Origin of the sequence: Hansschlegelia zhihuaiae (assembly GCF_004103825.1) — a bacterium.
Lineage (GTDB): Bacteria > Pseudomonadota > Alphaproteobacteria > Rhizobiales > Methylopilaceae > Methylopila > Methylopila zhihuaiae.
The window spans coordinates 1-17,864 of the sequence record NZ_RYFI01000011.1; the positions used below are offsets into that span (position 1 = coordinate 1).

The following is a 17,864-nucleotide window of genomic DNA, read 5'->3' on the forward strand; positions in this document are numbered from 1 at the left end:
ATGTCGCCCGAACGCGACCGCTTCATGCTGTGCGGCTCGCCCGACATGATCCGTGACGCCCGCGAGATGCTGGTCGCCGGCGGATACGAGGAAGGCAACCACGGCGAGGCCGGACACTTCGTCATCGAAAAGGCCTTCGTCGAAAAATGAGGCCCCAAAGCCTCCGCGCGCGGCGCGGAGGCTTCGGACGGGAACCAAATCGTCTCCTCTCGACTTTCTTCCCGGTCGAAGGGAGATGAAGATGGCGAACCAGGATCTGTCGATCGTTCTCGGCGCGCGGCCGGCGACGCCGGAGCGGTGGAGCCTCACCCAGGCCTCTCTCCTGGGCGTCGCGGTGGGCCTGGTCTACGGGCTGGTCAGCGTCATGATCTCGCCTTCGCCGCTCGCGATCGACGCTGTCGAGGTTCTGGCCTCGGCCTGCATAGGCCTTGGCCTCGTCGCCATCGCCGCAGGCGCCAGGAACGTCGCCGTCGGAGCGAAGTGAGGTTCCGGCCCGTCGCCAAGCGCGCGCTCAGTCCTTCCGTCGCTTCACACCTCTGGCCGGCCAGCTGACGATCCGCTCCTCCATGTCCTCGAGCGCAACCTCGGTCTCCGAGGCCGAGACCCGGCCCCGGACGGAGACGCGCGCCTCGTGAACCGTTTCGGGCCGTCCGGAGACCAGCGGATGCCACCAGGGCAGGTCGCGGCCGTCGCGCACCAACCGGTAGGCGCAGGTCGGCGGCAGCCAGCCGATCTCCTCGACGGTCTCGGGGGTGAGTTGCACGCAGTCCGGGACAAGCGTCGCCCGTGCGGGGTAGTTGGTGCAACGGCACGCCTCGCAGTCGAGCAGACGGCACGACACGTCCGTATAGTAGACGCGCTCGGTCTCCTCGTCCTCGAGCTTGAGCAGGCAGCACCGGCCGCAGCCGTCGCACAGGCTCTCCCACTCGTCGTTCGTCATCTGGTCGAGCCGCTTGGTGCGCCAGAACGGCGCATCGGCGGCGGCGGGCCGCGCCATGCTGAACCTCATGCTCCAGCCGGGTCGTCCGTGCGACGCGCGCTGCGTTCCGGCATGGGAGGCACGGCTCTTGCGCGCAGGGACGGAAAGCGTCAAGTCGTGTCTTAGGGCGAGGCTCGCGCCGGATGGATCGCCGATCCCCTGGCATGGGCCGCTTTGGTGAGGTCGTCGGCGTCCGATGTTCCGGTTCGAGGGAAAGAGGCGGGCCGAAATCAAGCGGCGGCTGCTCGCGATCGACTCGTGGCTCGACGATGCGGTCTGGAGCCTCACGCCCGCCGCGACCCGCAAATGGGACGCCGTCTGCGCGGCCTTCGACCGGTTCCGGGTCCGCGGCTGGCGGCGCTGGCTCGCCGAGGGCCTCGGCGAGACGCTGACGCTCGGGGCCGCCGGCGCGGTGCTGGTGATGGCGCTCGCCACGCCGGCGTTCCGCGAGACCGGCGACGACTGGCTCAACCGCGGCGACATCTCCGTCACCTTCCTCGACCGGCACGGGGTCGAGGTCGGCAAGCGCGGCGTGCTGCAGAACGACGGCATTCCGCTGTCCGAATACCCGCCGCATCTCGTGATGGCCGCGCTCGCGACCGAAGACCGGCGCTTCTATTCGCATTTCGGAATCGACGTCCTGGGCACGGTCCGCGCCATCGTCGAAAACGCCCGCGCGAACGGCGTGCGGCAGGGCGGCTCGTCCATCACCCAGCAGCTCGCCAAGAACATCTTCCTGACCAACGAGCGCACCATCGAGCGCAAGATCAAGGAGGCGTTCCTCGCGCTCTGGCTCGAGCATCACCTGACCAAGGACGAGATTCTCAAGCTCTATCTCGACCGCGCCTATATGGGCGGCGGCGCCTTCGGCGTGGACGCGGCGGCGAACTACTATTTCGGCAAGTCCGCCCGCGAGGTGACGCTCGCCGAAAGCGCGATGCTTGCGGGCCTGTTCAAGGCGCCGACGCGCTTCGCCCCGCACATCAATTTGGCGGCCGCGCGCGCGCGCGCCTCCGTGGTCCTCGACAATCTCGTGAACTCCGGAATGATGACCGAGGGGCAGGTGCAGGTCGCCCGCTTCAATCCGGCGACGCCGAAACCGATCGTCCAGGCGTCGAGCCCCGACTACTATCTCGACTGGGCGTTCGGCCAGGTCCGGCAGATGGCCAAGGACGGCGCCTTCAAGGGCCAGCGGGTGCTGGTCGTGCGCACCGCGCTCGACCTCGCGGTCCAGCGCCACGCCGAGGCCGCGGTCGAGCAGATGCTGCGTCAGTATGGCGAGCAGTACGAGGTCGACCAGGCGGCCGCCGTGATCATGGAGCCGTCGGGCGCGGTTCGCGCGATGGTGGGCGGCCGCGACTACGGCCAGAGCCAGTTCAACCGCGCGGTCGACGCCTTGCGGCAGCCCGGCTCGTCGTTCAAGACCTATGTTTACGCGACCGCCTTCGCGTCCGGAAAGTTCACGCCGGACAGCGTGGTCAACGACACCGGCATTTGCGTGGGCAATTGGTGTCCTCGCAACTACGGCCGGAAGTTCGCGGGCCGGGTCCAGTTGCAGACCGCTTATGCGAAGTCGATCAACACGATCCCGGTGCGTCTCGCCCTCGCGGTCGACCAGCGGAACGTGATCAGCCTCGCGCATAAGATGGGGATCACCAGCAAGCTCGACGTCGGGCGGGCCTTCGCGCTCGGGGTGGAGGAGGTCTCGGTGATCGACCACACCTCGGCCTATGCGACCATCGCCAACGCCGGCCGTCGCGCCACGCCCTACGCCGCGATCGACGTGCTCGACTCAAAGGGCGACCTGCTGTGGCGGCACGATCGCGACACCAGCCCCCCCGAGCAGGTGCTCGGGCCGCATGTCGTGGCCGATATGGACCGCATCATGCTCGCGGTGACGGAGGCCGGCACCGGCGGCCGCGCCCGGCTCGACGGCTATCAGGTGTGCGGCAAGACCGGCACGTCGCAATCCTATCGCGACGGCTGGTTCGTGGGCTTCACCGGCTCGCTCGTCGGCGGCGTCTGGTTCGGCAATGACGACTTCACCATGACCAAGGAGATGACCGGCGGCTCGCTGCCGGCCATGACCTGGAAGGAGATCATGGCGTTCGCCCATCAGGGCCTGCCGCCGCGTCCGATCTACGGCCTGCCGCCGCCTCCGAGCACGCCGCAGGCGGTCGCGCAGGCGCCCGCCGAGGGCGAGGCCGCGGTGCCGCGTTCCCGCAACCTGACCGACGGCGCGGCCCGCGTCCTGAACGACATCGTCTCCGACGTCGCCTCGGCGGGCGGCCCGAAGCCGGAGCGCGCCTCGCTCGTGCTGCCGGCCGCGGGGGCCGCTCCCGCCGTCGCGACGCGCTGAGGGAGCGGCGAATGCGGTTCGCGCTCGGAGCGCTCGTGGCGCTCGCTCTCGCCGCCGTTCTCGGGCTCGGCGCGACCTGGTGGACGGTCGCGAACGGCCTGCCCGTGTCGGGCCTCACGATCGGCGTGTGGCGGGCCGAGCCGGACGCCGGCACGCTCGGCGCCGACCCCTACGAGGTCGCGGCCACCGCGCGCAGCGGTGAGGCACCGCTCGCCTATGGCGACGGGCTGGCGTTCACGGCGCTGACCGACGGCGGCGGCCGGACGCTCGACGCGTCCTGCGACTACGAGCTCGTCGGCGATCTGCCGCCCGCGCGGCTCTGGACGCTCGCCGCCTTCAATTCGAAGGGCGAACGCTTCGCCAAGGACGCCAAGGACGCCAAGGATCTGTCGCTCACCAGCGCGGGCGCCGTCCGCATGGACGACGGTCCCATCCGGATCGCGCTGTCCAGCCAGGCGCGGCCCGGCAACTGGGCGCCGCTGGAGGGCGAGGGCCGCTTCGTCCTGCGCCTTTCGCTCTACGAGACGACGCTCGGCACGCCGCTCGAGCGCGCCAACCCGACCGGCCTGCTCGATGTCCGGAGGGGCGCATGTCGCTGATGCGCCTCGCCTATCTCGCGGCGTTGAGCCTCGTCATCGCGGGTCTCGTCCATATCGGCTCGCTGCTTGGCGTGCCGCGGGTCGCGACCGCCGGGCCCTATGAGCGGCTCGGCGCCGTCGGGGCGGACGGCCGCTTCGCCGTGCTCGCCGACGAAGGCGACGGCGCGAACCTGCTGCCGTTCCGCGACCCGGCCTTCGTCACCGCCGCCTGCCGCTTCGACCTCGCCAAGGGTCCGGTGACGGTGACCGCCGCCCTGCCCTCGACCTATGGCGCGCTCTCGGTCCACAGCCGCTACGGACAGCCCTTCTATTCGCTCACCGACCGCGCCGCGACCGATGGCGGCGTCGAGGTCACGATCTACTCGAAGGACGACGTGGCCGCTGCCGAGATCGAGGATCCGGCGGAGGGCCGCCCGCAGCTCCGCATCGTGTCGCCGACGCCGACCGGCTTCGTGCTGGTGCGCCTGTTCGCGGCCGCCGCGAGCGCGCGGCCGGCGCTGAGGGAGCTCGCCGGCAAGGCCGCCTGCGGCCCCGCCGTGACCCGCAAGCTCAGCTCTTGAAGACGCCGCGCGGCGCGCCGAGCGGCCTCAGGCTTCCGAGCACGGCCGCGAAGGCGTCGATCGCGCGGGAGACCTCGACGGCGTAGGGGTCCGGCGTCTCGAGGATCAATCGGTCGAGCGCGAACCGGTAGGAGACGAGCCGCTCCTCGAAGGATTCGCGGACCCAGCCGATCATCAGCGCGTTCTCCTCGATCCGCGCGAGCGCGTCGGCGCGCTCCGCCTCGGTGACGTCCGGAACGCGCGTGAGCGCCCTCGCCCGCACGCGGTCGCCCTCGGCGACGTCGGACGCCGCCGCGAAGAACGGCTCGATCCGGTAGGTGTCGGCCCGCACGTCCTCCTTGAGCCGCGCATAGCGCGCCGCGCTCGAGCGGAAGTCGATCGAGATCAGCGCACGGACATAGGACGCAGGATCGAGCCGGGCGCGCGCGGCCGGCAGGATTCGGGTGCGGCGCAGTTCGGCCAGCATGCGGCCGCGGACCTGCTCGGAGAGCGGCGGCGTGACGATCGCCCAGGCGAGATCGCGCATCTCGCGCTCCTCGTCGGTCAGGCGGAACGAGGAGACTGGCTCGTTGCGGGCGTAAGCGAGCGCGGCGCCCGTGGCCGGCATGAGCGCGTCGTTGACGACGTTGGGCTGGGGCCGTCCGAAATCGCCCGTCTGGGCGCAGCCGGCAAGCGCGGCGGCCAGCAACGCCGCAGCGGTAAGGCCGAGCCTTCTCCCGCCCAGGCGGCGCGCGGGCGCCGCGCGGGCGGAGGCGGAGGTCACTGGACCGGCGTGACGTGGCCGGAGCTGTGCGTCGGGCGCTCAGCCTGGGGCGCCTGCTGGACGCCGTGGCGTTCGTAGCGGACGCCCGTGAACAGCAGGATGTCAGCGCTGCCGGCGGTGTCGCGGCGTCTTGCGGATTGGCGGGACGGCGGCCGCGGGGCGGAGTCGAAGGCGAGCACGAGGCCCATTGTGTCCTCCCCTGAAGGGGTTGAGGTCTGGCCCGGCGGTCGACCCCGTTGCGGGCCCTGTCTGACGAAGATTGAGCGGCCCGATTGGTTAACGACTGGTAACCGGCCACTCTCGAATGCGTTCGAACCGTCGGTTGTTGCGTCGGCACAACAACGTCCTGGATCGCCATTCATTCCCTGGGCGAAAGGAAGGGCCGCGCCCCGTTGGTTAACCGCTCGCTAACCATGCAGGCTCCAGATTTTCTTGAGGCGGTCGCCCGGTGGGACCGCCCGACGCCCCAACATGGATCCGGCGATGAGCCATGAGTTGATTCCGGTCGAGACGCTCGAACGCCTGTCTCGACAGGAAGGAGTGGACGTCCGCCCGATCCTGGTGCGCGTGCTCACCGATCTGTTCGTCCAGAAGCCCGACCATTCGCCGGAGGAGGTCGCGCGGTATGTGGAGCTGGTGTCGCAGCTGCTTGACGTCGTGAATGTCGACGCGCGCGCGGCGGTCGCCCGCAAGCTGGCCGGCGAGCCCCGCGCCCCCCACTCGCTGGTCGAACGGCTGATCGCCGACGACATCGCCGTTTCGGCCCCCATCCTGGCCCGCTTTCCGGACGTCTCCCGCCAGACGCTGCTCGCGCTCGCGCTCGATGGAGGCCCGGCCGAGGCGGCGGCGATCGCCTCGCGCGAAGATCTCGACTCGGACCTGATCCGCCTTCTGGCGCGCCACCCGGACGAGTTCGTCCTCGAGACGCTGGTCGCGAACGCCGCCGTCCGATTGACCGGCTCGACCCTCGCGGCGGTTGTGGAGCGCGCCGCAAGGTCGCCCGCGCTCGCGGCGGCGCTGCTGCGACGGGACGATCTCGACGCCGTCGCCTTCTGTCCGCTCTACCTCTTCGCCGACCCGGCCCGGCGGGCTTCGATCCGAGCGGCGCTGGCGTCCCGCCCGGGCCGCATCGGATCGCTGCGGTCGTTCGGCGGCGCCGACGAACTGACGGCCGCCATCGACCAGGCGGTCGCCCATGAGGGCGGCGGCCGGCGCGTGGCGGAATCGATCGCCGAGGCGCTGGAGCTGCGGCCCGACGACGCCGCCCGCCTCGTGACGGAACCGAGCGGCGAGCCCTTCGTGCTCATGCTGCGGGCCGCGGGGCTCGACAGCGACGTCGTGGCGCGCGCGCTGCTCGTCGCCCAGCCGGAGATCGCGACGTCGGTGGCGCGTGTGTTCGCTCTCGTCGAGATCGCCGAGACGACGTCTCGGTCGGTCGCCGCCGAGGTGATTTCAGCCTTGATCGCGCCGTCGGCGAAGTCCGCCCGGCATGAGCCGCTGTTCGAGCCGATCGGCGTCATGGAGCGCGCCGGCGCGGCGCGGGCCGCCAAGCCGACGCGCCGGTCCCGGCTGGGAGAGCTCGCGCGCCAGCGCGGCTGAGGAGCCCGCTCAGATCTCGTCGAGATGCGCCCTGCCCTCGCGGTCCTCGACCACGACGATCCAGAGATCCGTGTCGAAACGCGTCTCCTTGGCGAGCCGCTCCTCGACGACAAGCCCGTCCACGGCCTCGAGCAGCCGCTCGAAGCCGCGGCCCCGGACGTCGTCCGCCTCGCTCTGGAGCGCGGGCCCGTAGAGGTCGTTCGTCCTGTCGAGCCGGTCGACCACGATGAAGATCGCGCCCGCCTCCGAGGCGCCGCGCCGGCGCACCAGCGCATAGGCGCCGGCGAGTTGGCAACGCCGGACATAGGCCGAGACCCAGAACTCCGATTTGAGGCGCGCGCTCACGCGGGCCGGGCGATCACTGGAGCGGGGCGCCGGTCATCGCCTGCAGCGCGCGTAGCACGGCGGGCGACGGCTCGCCGGTCTCGGGCATGCCCCGGTCGCGCTCGAAACTCTTGATGGCGTTGCGGGTCTCGGCGCCCATCTTGCCGTCGATGGTGACGGGGCCGTAGCCGATCCGGGCGAGCGCTCGCTGGGTCGCGATCATCTTGGCGTTCGCGGGCGCGGCGGTCGAACCCGTGGTCTGCGCGGACTGAGCCTGCGCGGGCGCCTTCGCGGCGGGCTTCGCGGGCGCGCCGGCGGGGCGCACCGGCGCCGTCATCAGCGCGGCCAGCGTCTTCTCGCTCGCCTCGCCCGTCACCGTCATGCCCTGCGCCTGCTCGAAGGCGCGGACCGCCGCCGAGGTCGCGGAACCCATCACGCCGTCGACGACCCCGTCATAGAGCTCGCGCTCGGCAAGCGCGGTCTGGACCTGCGCCACCAGGTCGTCGCGCTTCGGGGCGACGCGCGGCGCGGAAGCCGTCGCCTCCGCGGCGTGCCTGCTCGGCGCGACGGCGGCCGGGCGGCCCTGCTGGAGCAGCAGGGCGTTCACCAGGATCATCACGGCGCAGGCGGCCGCGAGCGCGCCGGCGAGCGCGTCGACCGGACGCCGAGCCGCGACGGCGAGCGCCGAGCCGATCAGCCCGCGCGGCTCGCCGTCATATCCGTAATCTCGCGGGGCGCTCCTAGGCACGACGCAACACCCTTTCCGTGGAACACTCAGAAGCTTCGACGCGCGGCGCGACCTGCGGGGGCCGAGGCTCGCCGCCCACGCAGACGGCCGGCAGGAAGACCGTGACCGTGGCGCCCCGTCCGATCGCGCTCTCGATGGACATCTCGCCGCCATGCAGCGCGACGAGGCCGCGCACCACCGACAGGCCGAGGCCCGCGCCTTCATACTGGCGGCCATAACCGGCGTCAGCCTGATAAAACGCCTCCCCGAGCCGGCCGATATGCTCGGGCGCGATGCCGACGCCGGTGTCGCGGACCGTCAGAGCGAGCCCGCCGCGACGCGTCGTAAGGCCGACTGTCACCGCGCCGCCGCGCGGCGTGAACTTGACGCCGTTGCCGACCAGGTTGAGCAGCATCTGCGTGACCGCGCGGGGATCGGCCTCGATCTCGGGCAGGTCGCCCGCGGCCTCGATCGCGAGCGCGACGCCGGCGGCCTCGGCCTTCAGCGCCATCAGGTTGAGGCAATGCCGCGCCAGCGGCTCGAGCGCGCAAGGGCGCGGCGCGATCGAGAACGAGCCGCTCTCGATCTTGGCCATGTCGAGGATCGAGTTTACCACCTCGAGCAGATGGGCGCCCGAGCGGCGGATCAGGTCGGCGTAGTCCGCGCGGCGCTCGGGCGTCAGGCTGCAAAGCGTCTTGTCCGAGAGGATCTCGGAGAAGCCGATGATCGCGTTCAGCGGCGTGCGGAGCTCATGGCTCATATGCGCGAGGAACCGCGTCTTGGCGAGGCTCGCGCGCTCCGCTTCCTCGCGGGCCGCGATCAAAGCCTCCTGATGGGCCTTGACCGCTCCGAGGTCGCGGAACATGGCGACGACCGGGGCTGCGGCGGCAGAGGCGGGGTCCGCCTCGTGGAGCCGGACGGCGCGGGCGCGCATCTCGACCCAGACGAAGGCGTTCGCGCTCTCGCGCCTGACGCGGAGTTCAGCTCGCAGCGGAAGCTCGCTCGCGGCGGCGGCCGCGAGCGTCTGCAGGAAGAGGGGCCGATCGGCGATGTGAACGCGGGAGAACAGCCCCTGATCGAGGAGGCGGCGCGAAGGAGCGCCGATCAGCGCGTCGGCGGCCTGGGACGCGAAGATGACCGCGCCGCTCGGCGCGTGCCGCGTCACGAGTTCGTCGAGCGATCCCGCGAACTGCTCGAACCGTCGGTCGGCCGCGCCGTCCCGCTTCATCCAGTCGGCGATCGCGAGCGCGCGGCACATGATCGCAAGTCCGTAGACCATGGCCGCGACGCCCCCGACCGCCGCGAGCGCGGCGTCGGCAGGCGGAGCGCCGAACCCCGCGGCGGAAAGGACCGAGAAGCCGGCCAGCGGGGCCGCCGCCGCGGCGGCGGTCGCCGCGACCAGGCGGCGCGAGCCGGACAGCGCCGCGTCGACAACCGGCAGCGCGACGAGCGCCAGCGCCGGCGACGCCGAACTCCCGCTCGCGACCAGCGCGACGAGGGTCGAGAAGGCGGCCGCTACGGAGACATGCGCCCGACCGAGCCGGTCCGAGCGCGACAGATCGAGCGCCGCAACCAGCGGGACGATCAGCAGCGCGAACGCCGCAAGCGTGGCCGCGGAGGGCGCTGGTCCGAAGGCGAGCAGCGCAGGAAGCGCTGCGAAAGGCGCGACCCCGAGGGCGAGATAGCCGAGGCTCACGGCGCGGCGGCGGGCAAGGGCGGCGGGATCGCCGACGGCGTCAGCCGGAAGCAAGCTTCCGGCGACCTGGTCCGCGAGCGCCCTGAACCTTGCGATTTGAAGCAACCCGCTCACTCCGCCCGGCGACGCGACACGACCGCCGACCGGGGGACCCGACCAAGGGCCCCCCCGTTCTTGCTTAACGCACACTGGCAGCGCGGGCTTAAACGAAAGCTAAAATGCGGTCCTTCCGGTTCACGCCAACGCGACTTGCCAGCGGAAACAAGCCTCGAGCTAAAACTTACCGAAAGCTTTCCCAAAGCTTTCGCAAAGTTGAACGCGATCGGAAAAAACGTGCAAGGCGCGTTGAACGGGGGTTAGCGCGGCTCTGTTACGGTCCTGTCTCAAGAGGCCGACCGCGCCGGCGAAGAGCGCGGCGGCCGATAGGACAAGAAGGCAGTCACGATGTTCTTTCTGCTGCGCACCGCGTTCTGGTTGTCGGTCCTGATGCTGGTGCTGCCCTTCGGCGGCGACCCCAAGGGCGAGGGCCCGAACGCCAAGGACCGCGCCTCGATCGACGCCATGTCGGCGCTTGCGGCGGCCGGCGCCACGGTGTCGGACGTCAGCGGCTTCTGCGGCCGCCAGCCCACGGCCTGCGACGTCGGCGCCCAGGCGCTCAAGCTGGTCGGCGAGCGGGCCATGTCGGGCGCCGCCGCCGTGCAGGACTATCTCGCCGGCGACGCCGAGCAGGCCCGTCCGGTGGTCACGGGCTCGACCCCGTCGGCCAGCGCCGCCTCCGGCACGCTCACGCCGGCCGACCGCAAGCCCGCCTGGCGCGGCCCCGCGGCCTGACCTTCCCGAGACCCCGGCGGACCTGCCTCCGCCGGAACCTTGCGCCGCGGCTCCGCGCGGGCTTGCGGGCCCAAACGCCCGCGGCGCTTTTTCCTTTGCGGGCGAAGCGCCGCCGCACTAACTCCCTGTCATGACGATCGACGAGATCATCGAAGGCTTCGAGTTCATCGACGACTGGGAGGAGCGGATTCGCTACCTCATCGAGCTCGGCCGCGAGCTCGAGCCGCTGCCCGAGGGCGCCCATTCGGCCGAGAACAAGGTGCAGGGCTGTGCGAGCCAGGTCTGGCTCGAGACGAAGGTCGGCGACGGCGAGGACCCGACGCTCACATTCCGCGGCGACAGCGACGCGCATCTCGTGAAGGGGCTCGTCGCCGTGACGATCGCGCTCTATTCCGGCCACACGGCGCGCCAGATCCTCGCGACCGACGCAGGCGAGACCTTCGACCGCATCAAGCTGCGCGAGCACCTGACGCCGCAGCGTTCGAACGGCTTGCGCGCCATGGTCGAGCGCATCAAGCGCGAGGCCGCCGCCGCGCTGAAAGCCGAGGCCGCCGCGGCCCATAGCCTGTCATGACGGACCACCGTCGATGCGGGGACGGCTGTCCGGCGCTCCCCAGCTAAGCACGCGTCCGCCCGCTGGGCCCTGGCCCTCCGCCGCGAAACCGTAGTGCCGGGCGAGCCGCGCCAGCGCGAGGCCGAGCACCAGCTTTGCGCCGCGCGCCGGCCAGCGCCGCTCGCGCTCGACCTCCTCGAGCCCCTTCAAGAAGCAGCAGACGTCGAGCAGCGCGCCGGCCAGCTCCGGCCCGACGGCGTCGAGCGCTCGGCTCACCCTGATGCGCGCGGCGACCGTCGCGTCGGTCGGGTCCTCGCCGAAGGCCCCACCCCGCCGTCCGCTCGCAATCGCCGCCTCCCAGTTCGCCGTGATGCGCGGCGTCATCTGTCCCAACGTGAAGTCCGCCCTCAGGCGCTCTCCCGCCGCGACCTCGGCGGGGGCGAGCAGCGGCTTTTCGTCGCGGTCCTTGCGGCGCGCGAGCCAACCGAGCGGGCTCTCGTCGAGATCGACCAGGAGGGCCTCGTAACCGCGCTCGGTCTCAAGCGTCCGGCGCTCGACTGTACGGTGCTGGGCAAGGAAGCCCGTCTCGCCGCCCGCCTCCCGCGCCGCCCGGGCCCGTCCCTCGGCCGTAGAGCAGAGCCGCCCGACGCGCGCCGCGACGAGCCCACGCCGCAGAAGGGCCCGGGCGGCGTCCGAATCCAAGGGCGCTTCCAACCCCGCCTCGCCTGCCTCGGCGACGCGCGCCAGCAGCTTCGATTCGGCGCGGCTCAGCCGGACGTCCGTTCGCATCTCGTCCCTGCACTGTGTTCGGTTCATCGCATCGCCCTCCGTCGCTAGGACTTTGAACCGTATTATAGGATTTTTTTCTTGTCCATAGCCGCTGCGGGCGTCATGATGCCGATCAGTTCGATGGAGGGACGGCATGGGGAAAACGACGCCGGGTCGGGGATCGCGACGCCAGACGGTCAACGCCGGGGAAAAAGAGATGCGCCAGGCCGCGAATGTCGGCCTTGTGGGCGCGGTCGACGGCGGTCGGGAGGCCTATGACAGGCGGCGGGCGCTGCCGCGGCTGATCGCTATTGATCCGCGCGAGCTGGAGCCAGGCGACGTGGCGCTCGACCGCGTGATCGAGGCGCGGCTCAAACGGGCGCTGCGGGCAGAGCGACGGCGTGGGCGCGCCGGCCATTGGACCTACGATCTCAACCGCCATATCGCGCTGCTTCAGGCGCTCGCTGGCGAGAGCCGCGGATCTCCGGGAAGCGCCGAAGCGCGTCCATCGCCCGTCACGCCGGACCACCAATCGCAAACCGCGAAAACGATGAACGCCGTCCGGAGGACCGGACGGCGTTCATGACATTGGCCGATTCGAGATTGGCGGAGAGAAAGATCAGCGGCGCTTGCCGCGCTGCTGGCCGAGGCCCATCTTCTTTGCGAGTTCCGAGCGCGCCGCCGCATAGTTCGGCGCCACCATCGGATAATCGGCCGGAAGGCCCCACTTCTCGCGATACTCCTCCGGCGACATGTTGTACTGGGTCCGGAGGTGGCGCTTCAACGACTTGAACTTCTTGCCGTCTTCGAGGCAGATGATGTAGTCGGACGTGACCGACTTCTTGAGCGGCACCGCAGGCTTCGGAGCCTCGGCGACCGTCTCGACCGTGCCGGTCGAGACGCGGGTCAGCGCGACATGCACGTCGTTGATCAGCGAGGGCAGATCCCCCACCGCGACGGAGTTGTTGCTGACATAAGCCGACACGATGTCGGCCGCGAGCTCGATATAGTTAGACGAGGGAGCGGTATCGTTCATCAAATCCGGTTCCGTACTGGTGCTTCGGGCCGGCCGATCACTCGGAAACCGCCTGACCCTCTTGGACTGTCTTTGCGTCGACCGAAGCCTCAGACCGCTTTTACGGCGGACGTCGATTCGGAAGGCTCTCGACTGAGAGTTAGATAGACGAGGCTTCATTACGGCGCAAGTTCTCTGCGACGATTCTCCCAGCTTTTGTTTGAATTGCGTCGCGATGACTGAACACATTACCGGCGCCGCAGGTCGGCAAGCGCAAGCCTTTCAGTTCCGGCGAGGATTTGCGAACGCGGCACAGAGGGCGACGTCGCGCGGCGCTGTTCTTGTCGGAACGCCCTCTGATCAATAGCTTTCAGCTCCTCCACGGCGATTTCGCGTCGCCTCCCTCCGCCTCCCAAGTTTCGAGCGCCGATGCCGCATCAATCCGCCGCGCCCACCGATCTTGTCCGTCGTCCGGCCATTCCGCCAAGAGCCGAGCGGCGGCCGCACGTGGTCGAAATCCACGGAGTCCGACTCGAAGATCCTTTCGCTTGGCTGCGGGCGGAGAACTGGCGCGAGGCGATTCGGCGCCCCGAGGTCCTGCCGTCCGACATCCGCGCCCATCTCGAAGCCGAGAACGCCTATGCGGCTTCGCTGCTCGACCCGCTCGACGGCCTGAAGACGCGGCTCGTCGCCGAGATGCGCGGCCGCATCAAGGAGGACGATTCGAGCGTCCCGACGCGCGAGGGCCCCTACGACTACGCGATCCGCCATCGCGAGGGCGGCCAGCATCCGCTCATCGTCCGCCGCCCCGCCGGCCGGGACGACGGCGAATCCATTCTCATTGACGGCGACGCCCTCGCGCAGGGTCGCGCCTTCTTCAAACTGGGACCGTGGCGCGTCTCGCCCGACCACCGCCTGCTGGCCTGGAGCGCCGACGAGGCAGGCTCCGAGTTCCTCACGATCCGGATCCGCGACCTCGAGACCGGCGGAGACCTGCCGGACGTCATCCCCGACGCCACGGGAGCCGTGGTCTGGGCCGCGGACGGAGCGAGCTTCTGGTATGTCCGCCTCGACGACGAGCACCGCGCCCTCGAGGTCTATCGCCACGTCCTGGGCTCGGTCCACGCCGAGGACGCGCTGGTGTTCAAGGAGGCCGATCCGGGCTGGTTCGTCGGGATCGAGGAGACGCGCTCGGGCGCGTTCTGCGTCGTCACGGTGTCGGACCACGACACGAGCGAGGCGCATCTGATCCCGCGCGCCGAGCCTCTCGCCGCGCCGCGGCTGGTCTGGCCGCGGCGGACGGGCGTGCGCTACGAACTCGACCACCATCCGGATCTCGGCGGCCGCTCGACCCTTCTCCTGCGCACCAACGCCGACGACGCGATCGACTTCAAGCTCGTGGCCGTCGACGCCGACGCGCCGGACGCCGGGCCGCGAGAGATCGTCGCCCACCGGCCCGGCGTCTACCTGCTCGACCATGCGGCGACGGCCCGCCACCTCGTCCGGCTCGAACGCGTCGACGCCCTGCCGCGCATCGTCGTGCGGTCGCTGGAGGACGGCGGCGAACATGAGATCGCCTTCGACGAGGAGGCCTATTCGCTCGGCGTCGACGCCGGCCACGAGTTCGAAACGGACCTCACCCGCTTCGTCTACTCGTCGCCCACCCGCCCGGCCGAGACCTGGGACTACGACATGGCGCGCCGTGAGCGGCGGCTGCGCAAACGCCAGGAGATCCCGTCGGGCCACGACCCTGAGGCTTATGTGACCCGCCGCCTGCAGGCTGTCGCGCCGGACGGCGAACGGGTGCCCGTCACCGTGCTGCACCGCGCGGACCTCGGGCTCGACGGCTCCGCGCCTTGCCTGCTCTATGGCTACGGCGCCTATGGCATCTCGATGCCCGCGAGCTTTTCCGGCGGTCGGCTGTCGCTGGTCGACCGCGGCTTCGTCTACGCCATCGCCCATGTGCGCGGCGGGACCGAGAAGGGTTGGGGCTGGTATCTCGACGGCAAGCTCGCCCATAAGCCGAACACGTTCACGGATTTCATCGCCGCCGCCGAAGCGCTCTGCGCGGAGGGCTTCACCTCCCCCGGCCGCATCGTGGCGCATGGCGGCTCGGCGGGCGGCATGCTGATGGGCGCGGTCGCGAATTTGAGGCCGGCGTTGTTCGCCGCGATCCTCGCCGAGGTGCCGTTCGTCGACGTGCTCGCCACGATGCTCGATGAGACGCTCCCGCTCACCCCGCCCGAATGGCCCGAATGGGGCGACCCGATCCGGGACCGGGAGGCGTTCGAGCGCATCCACTCCTACAGCCCGGTCGACAATGTCGCGCCCCACCCCTACCCGGCGATCCTCGCGCTCGCGGGGCTGACCGACCCGCGCGTCACCTATTGGGAGCCGGCCAAATGGGTGGCGCGGCTTCGCGAGGCCACGACCTCCGACAATCCGATCGCGCTCCGCACCAATATGGACGCAGGACACGGCGGCGCGGCCGGGCGCTTCGACAGGCTGGAGGAGGTGGCGATCGCCTACGCCTTCGCGCTCCGGGCGACGGGGCTGTCGGAAGCCTGAGAGCGTCGCCTCACCGGCGGCGGCCGGGCGGTCCGAAGCGATCCTCGGGATCGATCTTGAGTTCGGGCGCCGCCGCGTGGCGGCCTTCGAGCTCCGCGAGCGCCTCGTCGAGCGGATCGCGGTCGGATTTGGGCTCCGGCTCGGCGCCCGGCGCCGGCGGCGCGGTGTCGTCAGGCTTCTCGACGATCGGCGTCTCGCCACGCGCCGCGGTCACGGTGCTGCGCAGCTCCTCCACGCTCGCGAACCGCCGCACGCCATGGGCGCTGACCGCCTCGACGGCGCCGTCGTCGAAAAAGCGATAGAGCACGCCGTTGTGCTCCCCCTCGCGGACGACCTGGCGCACAGATGGCGGCTCGACCGTCGCCTCGGGCTCGTTAGGCTCCGGTCGGGCTGGCGGCAGGGATTGGGGCAGCTCAGGCTCGGCCTGCTGTGAAGCCCCGCCGGCGCCGGGGAACATGGGCCGAGGCGCCGCCTGCGGCTCCTCGTGCTTCGGCGGAGCGGAGGCGTCGCCGCGGGCCTCGGCCTCGGCCTTCGCGCGCGCCTCCCGCCGCGCGCGGGCCCGCGCCAGCCATTCGGGCACGCGCGGCTCGGCGGGGGGAAACGAAGCCTGGGCCGGCTTCGGCTCGACCACGACGGTGGGAGGCGCAGGCTGCTCCTCGGGGGCAGGCGAAGGCGGCGCGGATTGCGCCTCCGGCTCAAGGGCGGCCGCCGGCTCCGGCGTTTCCGCGGCTGGTTCAATTGGAGCCTCTATTGCGGCCGTCGGAAGCGTGTCCGCCGCGAGCGGAGAGTCGACTCCGGAAGGCGGTTCGGCCTCGCGGGCCGCGGGGTCTGCGTCCGGCGCGGCGACGACCGGCGGGACCGTCTCCGACGGCGCTTCGGATGAAGGCGCGTCAGTGGTCGGAGGTTCGGGGATGGTCCCCGCAGGCGGAAGGCTCGCGCGCGTCGGCATGATCGGATGCGGCGCATCAGGCGCAGCCGCCGGCGCGGCTTTCGCGACGGGCTTGTCGGACGACGACGCCGGCGCGGAATCGCTCTCAACCGAAGGCGCTGGCGTCTTCCTGTCATCGTGGAGCGCGCGTTGGAGGCCGGCTGCGAGACCTCCGCCTGGCGCCGCCAAGCCGGACCGGCGCTCGAGGGACGCCGCCTGCTGCTTCGCCGCGAGGCGGCGGGCGCGCCGCTCGCGGCGCGTCAGGCTCTGGGCCTCGGGATCTTCGGCCTCACCGGACGGCGGAGCGGCGGGCGTCGGCGGCTCCGGCGGAGGCGCTTCGGGCTCCTCCGGCGAGGCGGTCGGCTGCAGGGGCGCCGCGGTCGGCCTGGGCTCCCCGCGCGCTTGCGCGACTTCGGATGCGGGTCGAGCCGGTTCGACGGTCGGCTCCGAAGCAGGCTCGAAATGCGCCGGGCCCCGGCCTCGCGCGATGAAAACGGGGACGATCTCGTCCCGCGCCTCTTCGCGCCGCCGCCCAGAATCGGCGGCTTCGGGACGCGCCGTTCCGTCCGCGCCGCGCTCGACCCTCTTCGCGAGTCGGGTGATCGCCCCCGTGACCGCTCCGAGACCGATCGCGACTGCGCCGGAGCCGGCGAGCCCGGCCGCGATGTCGATCGCCGCATAGGCTTCGCCCGACAGCAGCATCAGGCCGCCCCAGGCCAGCAGCCCCGCCCCAAGCGCATAAAGCACGATCGACATGGCGCGCGGGGACCTCTCAGGCTCGAAACAGAACAAACTACTCACTGCGACGTGGTGAAGGTCGCGTAAAGGCGGCGCCCCCTTACCGATCGGCGGCTGAGCCCGGGGCGCGGCGTTGTCGGCTCCCAAACAGGGGCCTATGTACCGCTGCGAACCCCGCCGGCGGGGTCCCGAGGGGCCGCTTCCCGGCGGAACCGACGTCTTTCATCTCGGAGATTTTCGATGGCCTTCAAGCTGCCCGAGCTGCCTTACGCCTATGACGCGCTGCAGCCCTACATGTCGAAAGAGACGCTCGAGTTCCACCACGACAAGCATCACAACACCTATGTCGAGACGGGCAACAAGCTGCTGGAAGGCTCGGGCCTCGAGGACAAGTCGCTCGAGGAGATCGTGAAGCAGTCCTACGGCAAGAACGCCGGGCTCTTCAACAACGCCGGTCAGCACTACAACCACCTCCATTTCTGGAACTGGATGAAGCCGAATGGCGGCGGCGCGATCCCGGGCGCCCTCGAGGCCAAGATCAAGGAGGACCTCGGCGGCGTCGACAAGTTCAAGGAGGACTTCATCGAGGCCGGCAAGACCCAGTTCGGTTCCGGCTGGGCGTGGCTCGCGCTCAAGGGCGGCAAGCTCGAGGTGATGAAGACCCCGAACGGCGAGAACCCGCTGGTCCACGGCGCGACGCCGATCCTGGGCGTCGACGTCTGGGAGCACTCCTATTACATCGACTACCGGAACAAGCGCCCGGACTATCTCAAGGCGTTCGTCGAGAACCTGGTGAACTGGGAATATGTCGAGAAGCTCTACAACGAGGCGAAGTGACGCCTCGGGCTGAGAACCTA

Annotated in this window: 19 protein-coding genes and 1 pseudogene; 11 read left to right on the forward strand and 9 right to left on the reverse strand. The window is 70.7% G+C overall.

From position 1 onward, the window contains the following. Positions 1-150: pseudogene (locus EK403_RS23145) on the forward strand (ferredoxin--NADP reductase); the annotation flags it as partial. A gap of 91 nt (positions 151-241) precedes the next feature. Next, on the forward strand, positions 242-484 hold the full coding sequence (locus tag EK403_RS12110) for a hypothetical protein (RefSeq protein WP_128777754.1): 243 nt from the start codon (positions 242-244) through the stop codon (positions 482-484). 27 nt (positions 485-511) lie between these two features. Here EK403_RS12110 and EK403_RS12115 read toward each other — a convergent pair whose 3' ends face one another. Continuing rightward, complete coding sequence (locus EK403_RS12115; RefSeq protein WP_245479665.1) at positions 512-997, reverse strand: YcgN family cysteine cluster protein; 486 nt, start codon at positions 995-997, stop codon at positions 512-514. Positions 998-1,175: 178 nt separating this feature from the next. On the opposite strand from EK403_RS12115, the gene EK403_RS12120 reads away from it, so the two are divergent. The 3 genes from EK403_RS12120 to EK403_RS12130 are packed head-to-tail and all read left to right on the forward strand — an operon-like array spanning position 1,176 to position 4,497. Continuing rightward, the gene (locus tag EK403_RS12120) at positions 1,176-3,338 is read left to right on the forward strand and encodes a transglycosylase domain-containing protein (RefSeq protein ID WP_128777756.1); all 2,163 of its coding nucleotides are present in this window, start codon (positions 1,176-1,178) and stop codon (positions 3,336-3,338) included. An 11-nt stretch (positions 3,339-3,349) separates the two neighbouring features. After that, complete coding sequence (locus tag EK403_RS12125; RefSeq protein ID WP_128777757.1) at positions 3,350-3,937, forward strand: DUF1214 domain-containing protein; 588 nt, start codon at positions 3,350-3,352, stop codon at positions 3,935-3,937. Beyond that, positions 3,928-4,497 (forward strand): DUF1254 domain-containing protein, encoded by a 570-nt coding sequence (locus EK403_RS12130; protein ID WP_128777758.1) that lies wholly within the window; start codon positions 3,928-3,930, stop codon positions 4,495-4,497. The genes EK403_RS12125 and EK403_RS12130 overlap by 10 nt, the downstream gene beginning before the upstream one ends. On the opposite strand, the gene EK403_RS12135 is transcribed toward EK403_RS12130, so the two are convergent. Both EK403_RS12135 and EK403_RS12140 read right to left on the reverse strand, forming a co-directional pair. Further along, a complete protein-coding gene (locus EK403_RS12135; protein ID WP_245479666.1) occupies positions 4,487-5,260 on the reverse strand; it encodes a hypothetical protein in 774 nt (257 codons plus the stop codon). The two genes, EK403_RS12130 and EK403_RS12135, sit on opposite strands and share 11 nt — an antisense overlap. Beyond that, positions 5,257-5,448 carry a hypothetical protein gene (locus tag EK403_RS12140; protein WP_128777759.1) on the reverse strand — a complete coding sequence of 64 codons (192 nt, stop codon included), beginning with the start codon at positions 5,446-5,448 and terminating at the stop codon, positions 5,257-5,259. The genes EK403_RS12135 and EK403_RS12140 overlap by 4 nt, the downstream gene beginning before the upstream one ends. A gap of 295 nt (positions 5,449-5,743) precedes the next feature. Here EK403_RS12140 and EK403_RS12145 point away from each other — a divergent pair, with 295 nt between their 5' ends. After that, the gene (locus EK403_RS12145) at positions 5,744-6,859 is read left to right on the forward strand and encodes a DUF2336 domain-containing protein (RefSeq protein WP_128777760.1); all 1,116 of its coding nucleotides are present in this window, start codon (positions 5,744-5,746) and stop codon (positions 6,857-6,859) included. 9 nt (positions 6,860-6,868) lie between these two features. On the opposite strand, the gene EK403_RS12150 is transcribed toward EK403_RS12145, so the two are convergent. Genes EK403_RS12150 through EK403_RS12160 form a run of 3 tightly spaced genes read right to left on the reverse strand, consistent with a single transcriptional unit; the run spans position 6,869 to position 9,711 of the window. Beyond that, the gene (locus EK403_RS12150) at positions 6,869-7,204 is read right to left on the reverse strand and encodes a DUF1491 family protein (protein ID WP_128777761.1); all 336 of its coding nucleotides are present in this window, start codon (positions 7,202-7,204) and stop codon (positions 6,869-6,871) included. A gap of 13 nt (positions 7,205-7,217) precedes the next feature. Further along, complete coding sequence (locus EK403_RS12155; protein WP_164919584.1) at positions 7,218-7,931, reverse strand: peptidoglycan-binding domain-containing protein; 714 nt, start codon at positions 7,929-7,931, stop codon at positions 7,218-7,220. Beyond that, the gene (locus EK403_RS12160) at positions 7,924-9,711 is read right to left on the reverse strand and encodes a sensor histidine kinase (protein ID WP_128777763.1); all 1,788 of its coding nucleotides are present in this window, start codon (positions 9,709-9,711) and stop codon (positions 7,924-7,926) included. Before EK403_RS12160 ends, EK403_RS12155 begins: the two co-directional genes overlap by 8 nt. A gap of 339 nt (positions 9,712-10,050) precedes the next feature. Here EK403_RS12160 and EK403_RS12165 point away from each other — a divergent pair, with 339 nt between their 5' ends. Together EK403_RS12165 and EK403_RS12170 are read left to right on the forward strand one after the other, a co-directional pair. Beyond that, on the forward strand, positions 10,051-10,437 hold the full coding sequence (locus tag EK403_RS12165) for a DUF5330 domain-containing protein (RefSeq protein WP_128777764.1): 387 nt from the start codon (positions 10,051-10,053) through the stop codon (positions 10,435-10,437). 130 nt (positions 10,438-10,567) lie between these two features. Continuing rightward, complete coding sequence (locus EK403_RS12170; protein ID WP_128777765.1) at positions 10,568-11,011, forward strand: SufE family protein; 444 nt, start codon at positions 10,568-10,570, stop codon at positions 11,009-11,011. Here the strand turns inward: EK403_RS12170 and EK403_RS12175 are convergent. Beyond that, complete coding sequence (locus tag EK403_RS12175; protein WP_245479667.1) at positions 11,006-11,806, reverse strand: DUF6456 domain-containing protein; 801 nt, start codon at positions 11,804-11,806, stop codon at positions 11,006-11,008. The genes EK403_RS12170 and EK403_RS12175 overlap by 6 nt on opposite strands. A 169-nt stretch (positions 11,807-11,975) precedes the next feature. Between EK403_RS12175 and EK403_RS12180 the strand changes: the two genes are divergently transcribed. Continuing rightward, on the forward strand, positions 11,976-12,344 hold the full coding sequence (locus EK403_RS12180) for a DUF6477 family protein (protein ID WP_245479668.1): 369 nt from the start codon (positions 11,976-11,978) through the stop codon (positions 12,342-12,344). A gap of 33 nt (positions 12,345-12,377) precedes the next feature. Here the strand turns inward: EK403_RS12180 and EK403_RS12185 are convergent, their stop codons facing one another. Further along, a complete protein-coding gene (locus EK403_RS12185; protein ID WP_128777766.1) occupies positions 12,378-12,794 on the reverse strand; it encodes a Ros/MucR family transcriptional regulator in 417 nt (138 codons plus the stop codon). Between the two features lie 408 nt (positions 12,795-13,202). Here EK403_RS12185 and EK403_RS12190 point away from each other — a divergent pair, with 408 nt between their 5' ends. Further along, positions 13,203-15,341 carry a S9 family peptidase gene (locus EK403_RS12190; RefSeq protein ID WP_128777767.1) on the forward strand — a complete coding sequence of 713 codons (2,139 nt, stop codon included), beginning with the start codon at positions 13,203-13,205 and terminating at the stop codon, positions 15,339-15,341. Positions 15,342-15,351: 10 nt separating this feature from the next. On the opposite strand, the gene EK403_RS12195 is transcribed toward EK403_RS12190, so the two are convergent. After that, positions 15,352-17,025, reverse strand: coding sequence for a hypothetical protein (locus tag EK403_RS12195; RefSeq protein WP_128777768.1), 1,674 nt, complete (start codon positions 17,023-17,025; stop codon positions 15,352-15,354). Between the two features lie 222 nt (positions 17,026-17,247). Here EK403_RS12195 and EK403_RS12200 point away from each other — a divergent pair, with 222 nt between their 5' ends. Continuing rightward, entirely contained in the window at positions 17,248-17,844 is a 597-nt protein-coding gene (locus EK403_RS12200) for a superoxide dismutase (RefSeq protein WP_128777769.1), read from the forward strand. The last annotated feature ends 20 nt before the right edge of the window (positions 17,845-17,864 follow it).

What these genes read in the sequence shown, in the direction of transcription:
- EK403_RS12110 (WP_128777754.1), top strand. Translation starts at nt 242, where the DNA reads ATGGCGAACCAGGATCTGTCGATCGTTCTCGGCGCGCGGCCGGCGACG.
- EK403_RS12115 (WP_245479665.1), bottom strand. Translation starts at nt 997, where the DNA reads ATGGCGCGGCCCGCCGCCGCCGATGCGCCGTTCTGGCGCACCAAGCGG.
- EK403_RS12120 (WP_128777756.1), top strand. Translation starts at nt 1,176, where the DNA reads ATGTTCCGGTTCGAGGGAAAGAGGCGGGCCGAAATCAAGCGGCGGCTG.
- EK403_RS12125 (WP_128777757.1), top strand. Translation starts at nt 3,350, where the DNA reads ATGCGGTTCGCGCTCGGAGCGCTCGTGGCGCTCGCTCTCGCCGCCGTT.
- EK403_RS12130 (WP_128777758.1), top strand. Translation starts at nt 3,928, where the DNA reads ATGTCGCTGATGCGCCTCGCCTATCTCGCGGCGTTGAGCCTCGTCATC.
- EK403_RS12140 (WP_128777759.1), bottom strand. Translation starts at nt 5,448, where the DNA reads ATGGGCCTCGTGCTCGCCTTCGACTCCGCCCCGCGGCCGCCGTCCCGC.
- EK403_RS12145 (WP_128777760.1), top strand. Translation starts at nt 5,744, where the DNA reads ATGAGCCATGAGTTGATTCCGGTCGAGACGCTCGAACGCCTGTCTCGA.
- EK403_RS12165 (WP_128777764.1), top strand. Translation starts at nt 10,051, where the DNA reads ATGTTCTTTCTGCTGCGCACCGCGTTCTGGTTGTCGGTCCTGATGCTG.
- EK403_RS12170 (WP_128777765.1), top strand. Translation starts at nt 10,568, where the DNA reads ATGACGATCGACGAGATCATCGAAGGCTTCGAGTTCATCGACGACTGG.
- EK403_RS12175 (WP_245479667.1), bottom strand. Translation starts at nt 11,806, where the DNA reads ATGAACCGAACACAGTGCAGGGACGAGATGCGAACGGACGTCCGGCTG.
- EK403_RS12180 (WP_245479668.1), top strand. Translation starts at nt 11,976, where the DNA reads ATGCGCCAGGCCGCGAATGTCGGCCTTGTGGGCGCGGTCGACGGCGGT.
- EK403_RS12185 (WP_128777766.1), bottom strand. Translation starts at nt 12,794, where the DNA reads ATGAACGATACCGCTCCCTCGTCTAACTATATCGAGCTCGCGGCCGAC.
- EK403_RS12190 (WP_128777767.1), top strand. Translation starts at nt 13,203, where the DNA reads ATGCCGCATCAATCCGCCGCGCCCACCGATCTTGTCCGTCGTCCGGCC.
- EK403_RS12195 (WP_128777768.1), bottom strand. Translation starts at nt 17,025, where the DNA reads ATGTCGATCGTGCTTTATGCGCTTGGGGCGGGGCTGCTGGCCTGGGGC.
- EK403_RS12200 (WP_128777769.1), top strand. Translation starts at nt 17,248, where the DNA reads ATGGCCTTCAAGCTGCCCGAGCTGCCTTACGCCTATGACGCGCTGCAG.